15 protein-coding genes are annotated in these 13430 nt (G+C 64.8%); 8 read left to right on the top strand and 7 right to left on the bottom strand.

What is annotated here, in order from left to right:
• The first annotated feature begins 62 nt into the window (after positions 1 to 62).
• From NDI54_RS03900 to NDI54_RS03910, 3 genes are all read left to right on the top strand, one after another.
• Positions 63 to 419: a hypothetical protein gene (locus NDI54_RS03900; RefSeq protein ID WP_310895168.1), complete on the top strand. Its 357-nt coding sequence runs from the start codon at positions 63 to 65 to the stop codon at positions 417 to 419.
• Positions 412 to 1065 (top strand): hypothetical protein, encoded by a 654-nt coding sequence (locus tag NDI54_RS03905; RefSeq protein ID WP_310895169.1) that lies wholly within the window; start codon positions 412 to 414, stop codon positions 1063 to 1065. The genes NDI54_RS03900 and NDI54_RS03905 overlap by 8 nt, the downstream gene beginning before the upstream one ends.
• Before the next feature lie 165 nt (positions 1066 to 1230).
• A complete protein-coding gene (locus NDI54_RS03910; RefSeq protein ID WP_310895170.1) occupies positions 1231 to 1524 on the top strand; it encodes a DUF6432 family protein in 294 nt (97 codons plus the stop codon).
• A gap of 22 nt (positions 1525 to 1546) precedes the next feature.
• On the opposite strand, the gene NDI54_RS03915 is transcribed toward NDI54_RS03910, so the two are convergent.
• Positions 1547 to 2728, bottom strand: a complete 1182-nt coding sequence (locus NDI54_RS03915; protein ID WP_310895171.1) for an MBL fold metallo-hydrolase — start codon at positions 2726 to 2728, stop codon at positions 1547 to 1549.
• A 70-nt stretch (positions 2729 to 2798) separates the two neighbouring features.
• Here NDI54_RS03915 and NDI54_RS03920 point away from each other — a divergent pair, with 70 nt between their 5' ends.
• On the top strand, positions 2799 to 3407 hold the full coding sequence (locus NDI54_RS03920) for a transcription antitermination protein (RefSeq protein WP_310895172.1): 609 nt from the start codon (positions 2799 to 2801) through the stop codon (positions 3405 to 3407).
• Here NDI54_RS03920 and NDI54_RS03925 read toward each other — a convergent pair.
• The 4 genes from NDI54_RS03925 to NDI54_RS03940 all read right to left on the bottom strand — a co-directional run bounded on the left by NDI54_RS03925 (position 3404) and on the right by NDI54_RS03940 (position 7562).
• Positions 3404 to 5011 carry a hypothetical protein gene (locus tag NDI54_RS03925; protein ID WP_310895173.1) on the bottom strand — a complete coding sequence of 536 codons (1608 nt, stop codon included), beginning with the start codon at positions 5009 to 5011 and terminating at the stop codon, positions 3404 to 3406. The two genes, NDI54_RS03920 and NDI54_RS03925, sit on opposite strands and share 4 nt — an antisense overlap.
• Positions 5008 to 5748 carry an ABC transporter ATP-binding protein gene (locus NDI54_RS03930; protein ID WP_310895174.1) on the bottom strand — a complete coding sequence of 247 codons (741 nt, stop codon included), beginning with the start codon at positions 5746 to 5748 and terminating at the stop codon, positions 5008 to 5010. Before NDI54_RS03930 ends, NDI54_RS03925 begins: the two co-directional genes overlap by 4 nt.
• Positions 5749 to 5825: 77 nt before the next feature.
• Positions 5826 to 7211 carry a ribonuclease R gene (locus NDI54_RS03935; RefSeq protein ID WP_310895175.1) on the bottom strand — a complete coding sequence of 462 codons (1386 nt, stop codon included), beginning with the start codon at positions 7209 to 7211 and terminating at the stop codon, positions 5826 to 5828.
• A 66-nt stretch (positions 7212 to 7277) separates the two neighbouring features.
• Positions 7278 to 7562, bottom strand: coding sequence for a DUF7562 family protein (locus NDI54_RS03940; protein WP_310895176.1), 285 nt, complete (start codon positions 7560 to 7562; stop codon positions 7278 to 7280).
• A 128-nt stretch (positions 7563 to 7690) separates the two neighbouring features.
• On the opposite strand from NDI54_RS03940, the gene NDI54_RS03945 reads away from it, so the two are divergent.
• From NDI54_RS03945 to NDI54_RS03960, 4 genes are all read left to right on the top strand, one after another.
• The gene (locus NDI54_RS03945; protein ID WP_310895177.1) at positions 7691 to 9271 is read left to right on the top strand and encodes a bacterio-opsin activator domain-containing protein; all 1581 of its coding nucleotides are present in this window, start codon (positions 7691 to 7693) and stop codon (positions 9269 to 9271) included.
• Between the two features lie 256 nt (positions 9272 to 9527).
• Positions 9528 to 10499 (top strand): phytoene/squalene synthase family protein, encoded by a 972-nt coding sequence (locus NDI54_RS03950; protein WP_310895178.1) that lies wholly within the window; start codon positions 9528 to 9530, stop codon positions 10497 to 10499.
• A 48-nt stretch (positions 10500 to 10547) separates the two neighbouring features.
• The gene (locus NDI54_RS03955) at positions 10548 to 11273 is read left to right on the top strand and encodes a lycopene cyclase domain-containing protein (protein ID WP_310895179.1); all 726 of its coding nucleotides are present in this window, start codon (positions 10548 to 10550) and stop codon (positions 11271 to 11273) included.
• A complete protein-coding gene (locus tag NDI54_RS03960) occupies positions 11264 to 12295 on the top strand; it encodes a Brp/Blh family beta-carotene 15,15'-dioxygenase (protein WP_406600165.1) in 1032 nt (343 codons plus the stop codon). The genes NDI54_RS03955 and NDI54_RS03960 overlap by 10 nt, the downstream gene beginning before the upstream one ends.
• Positions 12296 to 12324: 29 nt before the next feature.
• Here NDI54_RS03960 and NDI54_RS03965 read toward each other — a convergent pair whose 3' ends face one another.
• Positions 12325 to 12585, bottom strand: coding sequence for a hypothetical protein (locus NDI54_RS03965; protein WP_310895181.1), 261 nt, complete (start codon positions 12583 to 12585; stop codon positions 12325 to 12327).
• 182 nt (positions 12586 to 12767) lie between these two features.
• Positions 12768 to 13358 (bottom strand): 50S ribosomal protein L15e, encoded by a 591-nt coding sequence (locus tag NDI54_RS03970; RefSeq protein WP_310895182.1) that lies wholly within the window; start codon positions 13356 to 13358, stop codon positions 12768 to 12770.
• Positions 13359 to 13430 lie beyond the last annotated feature (72 nt).

Below are 13430 nucleotides of genomic sequence, written 5' to 3' on the forward strand. Positions count from 1 at the left end.
ACCCTCAATTCTGTTTTACGAAGATAGAATTTATAAAGAGTAGTAGATAAATTCAAAATAGGATGGATAGAAATAGAAAAACTGGAGAGGTAGTTGCCTGCCTGTTAGTGATGATTGCAGGGACTCTCTTGCTACCAGTCGTGGCTCCAGTTATCACAGTGACGAACGTCGGTGAGTCTGCTGATGGGGACTTATTGATACCTGGTATCCAGCCCGAGGGTAGCTTCGTCAGTGCCCTGACCGCGTTCGCATCCGTTGGCGGGACTGTGCTTGATTCACCATCGGCGGGAGTGGACGGACGGTCGGCAGCTGGTTTGACACCAGAACTATTGCCAACCTTGATTGAAGCTCTGGCCTTTCCACCGTTCGAAAAAAACAAGAAAATAGATCTCAACAACGAGGCTCAGAATCATGAGTAATGTCAGGACTATCATTCGCTCTGTCGCTATCGCACTCTTAATTATCTCTGCCGGCTGTTCCGCGTTTGCGGGAGGCAGCGGACCAACCGAAGAGAAAGCTACGTCAACGCTGACGCCAGAACCCACGTCAGAAGTTACTGAAACCCCAACGTCCGTGGCTACGGAAACTGAAAGTGATCCAATTGATACGGAAGAACCTGAAACGGAAACCGAATCTGCCACTGAAGGAGAACTCAGTAAGGTAAAGAAGTTTGAAAAGTTCGATGAAGAGATGGAATACCTCTCAAGAGATGATGCCTCTGTCGAAGGAGAGGCTTTCCCTGAGAACGACTCATACCACCTTACATATGAAATGCGGGATACCACAAACCGCACTAAAACCGTTAATGACCGACTTGATCCGCTATGGACCTACTACGTCATTGTAGAGGAATATAATAACAACGACGAACAAGACCACACATATATCCCCGATACAGTCAATGTAACGTTCACTACGGAAGATGGTGGGGTGTTCGAGACGACCCATATCAAATATATTTGGGCATATAAATACTACACCGACGAATGGTCGCTCCGGATCTTCATGGCAAAGTATGGCTCTACTACTGAAGAGGGGCCAGCTTACCATGACAATTGGCGGTAGCGAGTCATCCAATTCAGAGCACAAGTCACAGAGAGTTCGTCGCTGACGACTTCGCTGTTCCGGAGGGAGTCTTGCGGCTTCAACATTTTACAGCGCGCCGAATCGGGCATTCACAGTAACCTCATGAGGGACAAAGATTAGACCCAGCCGGTTTTAGAGGGGGGTATGAGAGCGAAGCCGGAGTATCGCGACCGGGACGAGACCGAGGTTGCGGTGCTCGATGCGCTCGCTGATCGCCGCGATGAGGGGATGACTATCTTCGAGCTTCGGTCGCAAACGGAGGAGAACATCGACCGGATCGAGGACGCGCTTGCCGCCCTCAAGGCGGATGGCCTCATCGAAGTTGAGGACAACGGGGAGCGGACCGTCATTCTCCCCGGCGAAGGCGTGGTGGGCGAGTCACTGCCGGATGAAGAGGAGTCGATTCTCGACCAGATACGGAAGCGACTCCCGTTATAGCCGTGGCTGTCCCCCAGCGGCGTCACACCGCGTCCGACGGCGACGCCGCGCAGTTGTTCGGGCCGAGTTCGAGTTCGAATGCCGTGTCGTCGTCGGCTGTCTCGGTTCCGAGATTGATCGCGATAATCCGCTCGAAGTTGGCGGGGCGCGGCGGCATATCGTCACAGATGTATTCGACGAACGCCTCTCGTCCCATCTCGAACGCCCGAAGTCGGTCGCGGAGGGTGCCGAGGGTGGCCGTGAACGTCCCGTCGTCCGCCGGCGTGGTCGATCCGCTGTAGTGGCCCGGCGCGACGAGTGTCTCGGCAGGTAGCGCCGCGAGGCGTTCGGTCAACGTCCGGTGGAGATCGCGGGCGAGGTCGCGAGCGCCGTCGGCGCCGGCTTCCAGGTCCGGGCGGGCGACGCTGTCGAGGAACACGCTGTCGCCGGCCAGGAGCACATCACCGACGGTGAAACCGGTCATCCCCGTCGTGTGGCCGGGCAGCGGATGAGGGTCCAGTGTGGCCGAGCCGACCTGGAGTATTTCGTCGCCGGTCAGTTCGGTCACGTCAGCAGCGACGCCGCGGGCGGCCGCTCGCTCGGAAAGAATCGGTTCGGCATCGGTTTCGGCGGTGAGGCGGCCGACGCCGCTGATGTGATCCGCGTGGATGTGCGTGTCGACGGCGTAGGTGATCGAGGCGTCGTGGTCAGCGGCATCGGCGATGTATCGGTCCGTGAACGTCCGGAGCGGGTCGACGACAGCGGCTGAGCCGTCGCTGATAACCATGTAGCCGAGACAGCCCGACGACGGGCGGCGATACTGGAGGACGGTGGCGGCGTCGCAAGCGATTTCGCGGGCCTCGTAGAGGCGCGCCCACCCTTCCATACCGTCGCTGAGGTTCTGCGCGTCGAAACCGTGCTCGGTCAGGAGGCCGGCGACGAAGGCGCTGGCCTCGCCGCGGGCACAGACGACCGTTATCGGTCCGGTGCCGGCCACGTCGGCGACGAGGTTGTCCGCCTCCCCGGTCACTTTCGCCTGGAGGAACTTCGCGAGGGGGAGCTGTGTCGCCGTCACGGACTCGCCGCTGATCCGCCACTGTTCGTACTCGTCGCGGTCGCGTACGTCGAGCAAGCGGAGCGATTCGCCGGCGTCGAGTTCCGACTGCAACGCAGCTGCCGACAGCGATGGCGGGTCCGTCGGCGGATCGGGATAGTCCTCGGCCATGCCGACTGTAGCGCTGCCCGGCGGATAAATCGGGCGGGGACTTCAAGCCCGTGCCGCGCACAGCGGACGTATGGACGCCCGGGCCACTATCGACGCCGTTCGCGACCGGACCGAGACGGAGCGCAACAGACTGGGTTCCGATAAGGCACTCATCGCAGCGACGGATGCGACGTTAGAGACGGAGGCAGTACTCGCGGCAGCCGCGACGCGCGAGTCGGGACTCTCGGACGTGCTCGACCGCTGGGCCGACGAGACCGACGACGCCGCGGCGACGCAGTTTCAGGCGGCTGCCGCGGCCGCGGCCGAACGGACGGAACGCATCGGTACGGACGTGGACGCAGACGGCTCCGATGCGTTCCTCGATCACCTCGAAACCGTTGACGGACCCGCCCGGCAGGTGGGGGCCGGCCTCGTCGCCGCGCCGCTTGTGGCCGACCGGCTCTACCTGCAGGTGGTGAGCTTCTTCGTCAACGAGGCGGACGAACGACGGGCCGATACGTTCCGTGAGATCCGACAGGAGGCATCAGCGCTCGATCACGGGGAGACTGCGCTCGGTGCTCTTTCAGAGGGTGAGCGTGAAACGGCAGCGGCGGCCGCGACCGAGGCTATCGAAGCGGCATACGACGACTACGCAGCAACGCTGGAATCGATGGGACTGGACCCCAAACCGGTCTGCTAATCAAGTCGGTAGGTCGCCACGCGGTTGGCGGCGTAGAGAAAGCCCGCGACAGCACCGGCACCTGCTATCGCCACCGTCGCCGCCAGACCACCGCCGAGGAGCCAGGTCGAGTCAAGTAGCGGGAACCAGTCGCGGACGGCAAGCAGGTAGGTGAGGCTGGCCGGCGCGACGGCCACGCCGAGGACGAGGAAGTACAGCCCGAACGCCCAGCCGCTCGGGACGACGACCTCGCGGCCCTGTACTGACGAGGACTCGAACTTCGGGAACACGACGCCCGAGCCGACGGCGATAGCCGGCGCGGCAACGGTTGCGACGAGCGCGGTCGCGAGTCCCACAGCGAGCGTGACCGGCGGCGTCCCGGCCGCGGCCCCGAGACCGACCAGCAAGAGCGTCGTGATCGCGACGCCAGGGAGCGCGCCCGCGAGGACGAGGCCAGTGACGAACCCTCGGCCGGAGACGTTGGCGGTCAGCGTCAGCGGGAGCACGCTTTCCTCGCCGCCGAGCGGATTGAGCGAGAACGCCGCGCCGAACGCCGCGGCGCTGGCGAGGCCCGCAGTGAGTGGGAGTGTCGGCGGGATCACTCGCTCCAGAACGACGATCTGGAGGTGATACACTAGGAAGAAGAACGGCATGATAGCGAACTGGACGGTGACCGGGGCTCGCTTGGCTCGGAGCCAGGACTTCTGTGCGACCACGCGGGTAGCTGTTGGGACCCGCCCGGACAGGAGGCGGTCCGAGAGCGTTCGCTCGTCGGCGTCGAACTCGTGGTCGGGCTGGACCGGATCGGCGTACCAGGCCCGCCCGGCCAGCCACAGGCACGCGACTGCGCCGCCCGGGAGCATCGCGAGCAGCCCCACCGTGGCAACGGCAGCGGTGATCGGATTACCGCCGGTCCCCAGCACAAGCAGGACTACGTCGGCGGGCCAGGAGAGAGGCGACTGGGTCGCCACCTGGAGCGCGCGGAACTGTATCGTCGGGACGGCCGTCATCGCGACCCAGCCCAGCGGCAGGATGAGCGAGACGGCGGCCCCGACGCTCGCACGGTGGCTCGCGACGAACGCCGAGCGGTTCGCGACCAGTTTCGTCACCAGCCCCAGCCCGAAACCGAGGACCGTCCCCAGTAGCATGACCACGACCGACCCGACGAGGGCCACGACAGCGACGAGAAGGCCGGCGTCCCCGACCGCGAGCCCGCCCACCAGCGCCAGAATCGGGACGGTGAGCGCGAGCGACACGCGACCAGCCTCGGCGGCGAGCAGCCCGGCCGCCGCGTCCTCGTAGGGGACCGTCGTCAGCAGGCCGTCGGCGGCGTCGGGCTCGCCGGCTGATTTCACCGTGTGTTGGAGCGTGAAGAAGCCGACGAGTCCGAGCAGCCCGACGATGCCCGCCGTCGTCGCAAGTCTCACCGTGTGTGGCTCGCCGTCGGTGAGGTACCCGCCGAGAAAGACGGCCCCTGCGCCGAAAGCGAGGCTGTACATCAGAATACCGAACCCACCCCCCAGCAGCATGAGCGTCCCGCGTGTCGTGCCCATGAGCTTGCGCCAGGTGCGCCGTAGTTCAGTCCGCGCGATCAGGCGCGTTCGGCGTCTGTCCGGCCGCCTCATCGCTCTCCCGGGTGCTCGCTGGTCACGTCGAGGAACACGTCTTCGAGTGTGCTCCCGGATTCGACGCCGTCGGTCAGTTCTGCTGGTGCCCCTTCCGCGACCAGGTCGCCGTCGTACAGGACGCCGACGGTGTCGGCTAGCTCCTCGACGACGGGCAGGATATGCGTCGAGAGGAAGACGGTCGTCTCCGCGGCCGCGACCTCGCTGATGGTGTTACGCACCGTCCGGGCCGCCCGCGGGTCCAGCCCCGAGGTCGGTTCGTCCAGAAAGAGAACGTCGGGCTCGTGTAACAGTGCCTGGATCAGGCCGAGCTTCTGTTTCATCCCCTTCGAGTACGTCTCGACGCGCCGGTCGGCGTCCTCGTCGAGGTCGAACCGGTCGAGCAGCGATTCCACGCGGCCCCAGTCCTCGTGCCCGCGCAGGCCGGCGACGTACTCCAGTTGCTCGCGGCCGGTGAGTTCGTCGTACAGCGGCGGTTCCTCCGGGAGGAAGCCGATGTGTTCGACCACCGCGGCGCGGTCGGCGACTGACTCGCCCGCGACCCGGGCGGTGCCGCTCGTAGGGTTGGTCAGCGTCGTCAGAATGCGAATCGTCGAGGTCTTGCCCGCGCCGTTGGGGCCGAGAAAGCCGAAGACGCTGCCGCGCGGGACCGTGAGGTCGAGGTCCTCTATCGCCGAGACGCCGCTGTAGCGCTTCGTCAACCCCTCGGTGACGATTGCCGGTGCTGGAGGGCACATACGGGCAGTGCCGCACCGATTGTGAAAAGGTCTTGCTGTTGGCGAGTCCATGCCAGTCGAACGCGAGTCTGTCGGCGCTACTCTTCGACTGCTGCGTCGGCCGAATCGGCGTCTGCATCGGCTTCAGCGTCCGCATCTTCGTCATCGTCGTCGGGGTTCTCCACCACTTCGATGCCGCGGTTGTTCACCGCCGACGGGTCGAGCCCGACTTCCTGCAGGAAGTTCTTGTACTCGCGCTCGCACTGCTCGGCGTCCTTCTGGCGGTCGCTGGCGCGGTCACACAGCGCGATGAGGTCCTCGGGCACGTCGTTGCTGTAGACGATCCAGTGGTTGATGAGGTCAGACAGGCGGCGGATCGGCGAGGTGAAGTGCCCGTAAATCTCGAAGTTCAGCGCGTGGTGGCCGCCGAAGGGGTCGTTCATGTACTTCGCGCGGGGCATCACCTTCATCACGGCCCACTGGATCTTATCGAGCTGGCGACCGGGGGCCTGTTCGAGCGTGGCGTTGACGGCCTTCCGCGGGTCGTCCCAGGCGTCGCCGGGGATGGAGACGCCGTCGAGTTCCTGAATCTCGACCAGCGCCTCGTCCCACTCGTCGGGACTGGGCTGTGGGTGGACGCGGTACATCGCCTCGACGCCGCGGTTCCACATCAGCTCGTGCGTGACGGCCTTGTTGGCCTTCAGCATGCACTCCTCGATGATGGTGTGGGCGCGGTCGCGGGCGGGATTGAGGACGAGCGAGCCCTCTTCCTTGCGCTGTTCGTGCATCCGGTCGGCCAGTTCCCAGACGCGCTCGGTCTTCTCCGCGAGGTCGACGCTCTGGTCTTCCAGTACGTCTTCCGCGGTCTCCGGCTCGTCCAGCAGGCGTTCGGCCTCGGTGTAGGTCAGCCGGGCGTCGCTGCGGATGACGGACTTGTAGATGTTGATCTCCTCGTAGCCGAGGTTCTCCTTGTCGAGGTGCATCTCGACGGTGTGGGCCAGCCGGTCCTCGTTTGGCACGAGCGAGCAGACGGTCTCGGCGAGGACGGGTGGCAGCATGTGGACAGTGTAGGCCGGGAGGTAGACCGTGTTCCCGCGCTCGACGGCCTGGTCCCACATCTTCGTGTCGGGGTTGACGTAGTGGGTCACGTCGGCGATGTGAACCCAGAGGACGATCTCGTCCTCGCGCTCCTCGATGGAGATGGCGTCGTCGAAGTCCTGGGCGTCGATGGGGTCGGTCGTCCAGGTCGTCATCTCCCGGAGGTCTTCGCGTTCGTCGACCTCGTCTTCGATTTCGGCCTGCACGTCCTGTGTGCGCTCTTTGGCCTCCGCAAGTACCTCGGGCGGGAACTCGTCGGGGATACCGAACTTCTCGAACAGTTCCTCGCGCTTGTTCTCCAGATGCCGGGCCATCTCCGGGTCGATCTCGACTGGGCCTTGCCCCTCGGCGGTCCCGGCGGCCGCCTGCGCGTCCTCAGAAGTCATGTCACCCGGTACGAACAGGGCGTAGTTAGGGCTGTCGGGGTGGGATTGGGCCGTGACTCTCCCGTCTCAGTCCCCGTGAGCGTCGCTTTCGGAGAGTTCCCGGAACCGTTCGAGGAACGTCTCCCGGTCGGCCTCGCCGGCCCCGGCGGCGTCGAGTGTCGTTTCGAGGCCGTCGCGTGGCTGCTGGCACAGATCGGCGAAACAGGCCTTACAGAGGTGTTCGAACTCCTTGTCCTGGCGGTCCCATCGGTCGCCGTGCTTGTCGTACTCGCGGGCGTCGGACCGCGAGACGGAGTCCCCACACGCGATACAGGTGACTGACTTCCCCCGGGAGTTCCGGGACCCGAACATACGAACCCGTTGCGACTGACAGCGCTTAGAGCTTTTCGCACAGGCAACAGTTCCCCGTTCCGAGCCACACGTTTATTCACCAGCCGCCATTACACAGGGTATCGGCTACACGGAGCCAGGGACACCGAATGAAGCCACCAGAGACACTCGCTCACTCGACGTTGGACACGCTACCGATCAATATCGCTGTCCTCGACGACGAGGGGACGATCCTGTTTACCAACCGCGCCTGGCGGGAGTTCGCGGGCGACGAGGACGGGGAGATGGAGGGGACGAACTACTTCGCGACGACCGATGTCGACGCAGACGAGTACGCCGAACAGGCACTCGGGGGTATCGAGTCGGTCATCGACGGTGAGCAAGACCTGTTCACGATGGAGTACCCGTGTCACTCACCGGAGGAGAAACAGTGGTTCCTGATGCGGGTCGCGCCGCTGCCCGAGGACGAGGCCGGGAGCGCCGTGGTCGCACACATCGACATCACACAGCGGAAGCTCGCCGAACTGGCGGCCGAGCGCCGGAGCGAGGAGCTCAAAGCCGAGCGCCAGAACCTCAAACAGCTCGTCGACCGGGTCGACGGCCTGTTGAAAGCGGTGATGGGCGACGTACTGACCGTCGATTCGCGGGAGGCGATTCAACAGACCGTCTGTGACCGGCTGGCTGCGGTCGACTCCTACCAGTTCGCCTGGGTCTCCGAACTGGACCTGCGCGACGAGACGCTGTCGTCGACGGCGCTTTCTGCGGACCACCCGACGACGCTGTCCATCCCGCTGGACGCCGACGACCCGGTCGCGGAGGCGGCCCGCACCGAGGAGCTACAGATCGTGACCAGTGATATCGACGAGCAACACAGCCGGCTCGCCGATTCGGATGTCGCGTCGGTCGCGGCCGTTCCGCTCGTCTCCGGCGATTCGCTGTACGGTGTCCTCACCGTTTACGCCGACAGCGACGACGTGTTCGACCCCCGCGAACAGGCAGTGCTTGGGACCATCGGTCGCGCGACGGCGGCGGCCATCGACGCCCGCGAGACCAGCCGGCTGCTGACCGCCGACAACGTCACCGAACTCGAACTGCAAGTCACTGATCCCGAGGTGTTCTATATCGACGTGGCGAACGAGCTGGGCTGCTCGATGGAGTACGGGGGGAGCGTCCCCGACGGCGAGGATGCGGTGATGTTCTTCCTCGTCCAGACGGACGACCCCTCGGCAGTCTGTGCCGTCGCTGCCGACCATCCGCAGGTGTCGGGCGTCTCGCACGTCTCGACGGCGGATTCATCGGCACTGTTCGAATTCACCGTCTCGGACCCGCCGGTCGTCTCGGTCGTTGCTGACCGCGGTGCCCAGACGGGCGACATTCTGGTCGAACCCGGGCAGGCGACGGTTACCGTCACGCTCCCCGCGTCGATGGAGACCCGGACCGTGGTCGAGCAGGTCCGCAATCAGTATCCGGAGACGGAACTGCTCTCAGTGCGCGAGCGGGACGAACCGCCGGTCTCCCGGCAGGCCTTTATTGCGAACGTCGAGGAACGCCTCACTAACCGCCAGCTGACGGCGCTTCGGAAAGGGTTTCTCGGCGGTTTCTTCGACTGGCCACGCGACGTGTCCGGCGAGCAACTGGCCGAGTCGATGGACATCTGCCCGTCGACGTTCCACCAGCACCTCCGTGCGGGGGAGCGAAAGCTACTGGAAGAAGTGTTTGAGAACTGGTAACTAGTGGTTTCCAATACTCTTTGCGGCGGCGGACGCCTGCTGCGGTCCCCTAAGCAGTTTGGTAGTCCGCTTATCCCGGTAACAGCCGTAGATATATGTAGTGCTACCGAACCAGTGTCCTGTTTGCTCCCAGTTGATCGACAGGACACAGCTCCCCGCGACAGCGGCGCATCCACGGGCCGACCGGAGTATTACCGACAGCCTGCGGACAGACACGCGATGTATCGCCCGCCGAACGATCACCCGATAGCCTTCAATGCAATCAGACAACATCCAAACTAGCAAATCGATACAGCAGGAGACCGGACGGACGTTCCACCTCGCGACGCGTCTGCTTCCGGCGCGTATCCGTCACCCGACCTACGTCATGTACGCGTTCTTCCGGGTGGCCGACGAGGTCGTCGACCAGCCCGAGGGGCCGCCGCCGACCGTCCAACACGAGCAACTGGAGGTGATTCGTGAGGCTGCCCTCGGAAACATCGACCCGGCCGAGACCGACCATGTGGCCGTCCTAGCGGCGTTTCAGGACCTGGCCGAGCGCCACGACATCTCCGAGGAGACGATCAATGTCTTCATCGACGCGATGGAGATGGACATCGCCCAGGCCCGCTATGACACCTTCGAGGACCTCCGTGAGTACATGCGCGGCTCCGCTGTCGCCGTCGGCCACATGATGACCGAGGTGATGGACCCGCCACAGAAGGAAGCGGCCCTGCCCCACGCGACGGCGCTGGCCGAAGCGTTCCAGCTTTCGAACTTCCTGCGCGACGTTCGCGAGGACATCCACGACTACGGCCGGGTGTACCTGCCCCAGGAGACTCTGGAGCGCCACGGCGTGACCGAGGAGCAACTGGCCGACGCCGAGGTCGACGACGCGTTCCGCGCGGTGATGCAGGAGGAACTGGCCCGGACCGACGAACTGTACCGCGAGGGCGTCGCCGGCATCCGGTACCTGCCGGAAGACTGCCAGTTCGGCGTGCTGCTGGCTGCGGTCCTGTACGCCGACCATCATCGACTCATCCGTGACCGCGGCTACGACGTGCTGACGGAGACGCCGGATCTCACTCGCCGCCGCCGGCTGTGGCTCCTCGCTCGCACGTGGTGGCACTGGCGGCGCAACGGCGACCCCGAAGCGACGTTCTACACCGTGAGCGCTGTCTCCGAGCGCGGTCCCGGCGAAACGCCGACGGACGCTCACGGCCACGGGCAACCCGCGTGGCGTGGATGACAGCCACGCGCCGGGCATCGGTTCTGACACACCGTTGTCCCTGAACTAATGTTGCCCACGCTCACGTATCTCCAGTTCCACGCCCTGTTCGTGGTCCCGGTCGTGGCTGGATTGGCACTGACGGCCACCTACCGCCTCGGGAGCCGCCGAGACGTACTTACGGGGACAGCTATCCTCGCAGGACTGGCCCTCATCTACACGACGCCGTGGGACGGGGCGCTCATCCGGCGCGGCGTCTGGTGGTACGGCGACGGCACCGTGCTGGTGCGGTTCTGGTCGATTCCCCTCGGCGAGTACCTCTTTTTCGTCTTGCAGACCGTACTGGTCGGGCTATGGATCGCCCGGTTTCGGGTGGACACGGACCGGCCGCTGGCGACGCCACTTCGAACGCGGCTCGTGGGGTTCGGTGCTGCCCTCGTCGTCGTCCTGACCGGTCTCGCGCTCCTGCGATCCGACTCGGGCCTGTATCTCGGCTCGCTGCTGGCCTGGAGTGGCCCGATTCTCGCCATTCAGTGGGCCTTCGGCTGGCACTTTCTCGCCAAGGAATGGCGGACTGTCGGCGGCGCGACGCTGGCCCCGGCACTGTACCTCTGTAGTATCGATAGCATCGCCATCCGGCTCGGCGTCTGGACGCTCTCAGAACAGTACACGACCGGCTACGCGATCCCCCTGCTCGATCTGCCGATTGAAGAAGCAGTGTTCTTCTTCCTGACGACGTTGTTCGTCGTACAGGGGGTCGTTCTATACGTCTGGCTCGTCGACAGATGGAAGTGAGCGACCGTAGCGCCGTCCCGTCGCCGGTTCTCTACCGAATCGCACTCGCTCCCGGCTGGGTCGCCAGCCTCGCCGTCGTCGTCCCGTTCCTCGCTGGAGTCTCGATACCGCCCGCGCTCCAGTACGCCCCGTTGGTCGTCAGTGCTGTCCTGCTCGGTCTCCCCCATGGCGCGGTCGACCACCTCGCGGTCGCACGGACCCGCGGCGACCACCCGGACTGGCGAGCCATCGCCCGGATCTTCGCCCTCTACGGCGTTGTCGGCGGGGCCTACGCCGTCGCCTGGTTCCTCGCGCCCGCAGCGGCCTTCGTCCTGTTCATCACAGTGACGTGGTTCCACTGGGGCCAGGGTGACCTCTACGCGCTGCTCGCGCTGGCCGACGCCGACCACCTCCGGTCGCTCCCCCAGCGAAGCGGGACTGTCCTCGTCCGCGGCGGCCTGCCGATGCTGGTCCCGCTGCTCGCGTTTCCGGCGTGGTACCGCCGCGTTGCGACGGACCTCGTCTCGCTGTTCGCGCCCGAGGCAGTGGCCGCTATCGGGTGGGCGTTCCGGCCCGACGTTAGAACGGCACTCGCCGTCACCTACGGTGCGCTCGTCGTGGCGACGCTGGCCGTCGGGTTCGCTCGCGCTGACGCCCGCCGCCCGTGGCTCCTCGACGCCGGCGAGACGCTGGGACTCCTTGCCTATTTCGCCCTCGTCCCGCCGGTGCTCGCCATTGGCGTCTACTTCTGTCTCTGGCACTCGCTGCGCCACGTCGCCCGCCTCCTGCTGGTCGACAAGGCGGCCGTCGCCGCACTCGAAAACCGCAATCCTGCAGCCGCACTGGCCAGATTCGCCCGCGACGCCGCGCCGCTGACCGTCGCTTCGCTCGCCCTGCTCGGCGGACTGTATTTCCTGGTTCCGAACCCGCCGGGGTCCGTTCCCGAATGGGTCGCGCTGTATCTGGTGTTCATCGCCGTCGTCACGCTGCCCCACGTCGTCGTCGTCAGTATCATGGACCGCGAACAGGGCGTCTGGGCGTAATTAGTTCGGGTGACAGAACGAGCCAGTCGTCACAACAGTGACGGCACCGTTCCGACGACCACGAGTACGGCGGCACCGACGATTAGCCACGCGGCCCGGTCCCCGACCTTCGGTTCCTGTCCGGTTGCCAGCGCGTAGGCGCTCGCGCCGACGACTACCATACTGCCCACCACCGTTGCCAGTCTGGCAACCAACATGACACCCTCGGCACCGGTCATACGAAGGCCGTCGAATCCCAGTATCAGTCCGATGACCAGCACCGACGGATGGTAGAGCCGTTGGATATCCATATCCCAACGTGATATTCTTGTGATAAGAGTTTTCTGTGCCGGCTGGGTCGTTCCTTGGTGTCGAAAACGGCCATACCGTGCGACGACAGTGGCCGCGACGCGCGATCAATACCTTTGTGTGGCCGATAGATACCTCTTCTACGGAACTGTCACTGCAAAGAATCTGCGTGAAAACGGCCGGCTTACTTGCCCTTGCCGCCGTTGCTGCGCAGCGACGGGCGGGTCTTCTCTGCGCCCTTGCCTTTCTTGCCGAGGCCGCGGTTGCGGCGGCCGGCACCGGTCAGACCGCGGAAGACGCGGTCGGCCTGGTCGTCGGCACAGATCCACGACAGGTCGTCGTCGTTCTGGATGGCCGGGTGGTTCGGGTCGATGAGGATGACCTCGTGCCACTTCTGGCGGCCGTCCTGGCCGACGGAGTAGCTGTTGAGCACGCGCAGGTTCGGGAAGGTGCGGGAGGCGCGTTCCTCGGCGACGCGCTGGATGTCCTTCCGGCGGGTGATGCGCGTGACGCCCTGGCGCTTGGACCGGCGACCGGCCTTGTGTCGGCGCTTGCGTGCGCCGCCCTTGCGGACGGAGACGCGGGCGACGACGACGCCCTGTTTCGCCTTGTAGCCCTGCGAGCGGGCCTTGTCGAGGCGGGTCGGACGCTCGATGCGCTCGACGGCCCCTTCGTTGCGCCACTCCTGCTGGCGCTGCCACTGTAGTTCTGCGAGCTGTCCGTCACCTGGGTTCTTCCAGGCGTCTCGAATGTACGAATATGCGCTTCGTGCCATATGTGTTCACCACGGGCGTTGCGTGGTTCAAGTCGCGCGCGGCGCGACTCACATCCCGACCTGCACACGCAG

Origin of the sequence: Haloarcula terrestris (genome assembly GCF_031624315.1) — an archaeon.
Lineage (GTDB): Archaea > Halobacteriota > Halobacteria > Halobacteriales > Haloarculaceae > Haloarcula > Haloarcula terrestris.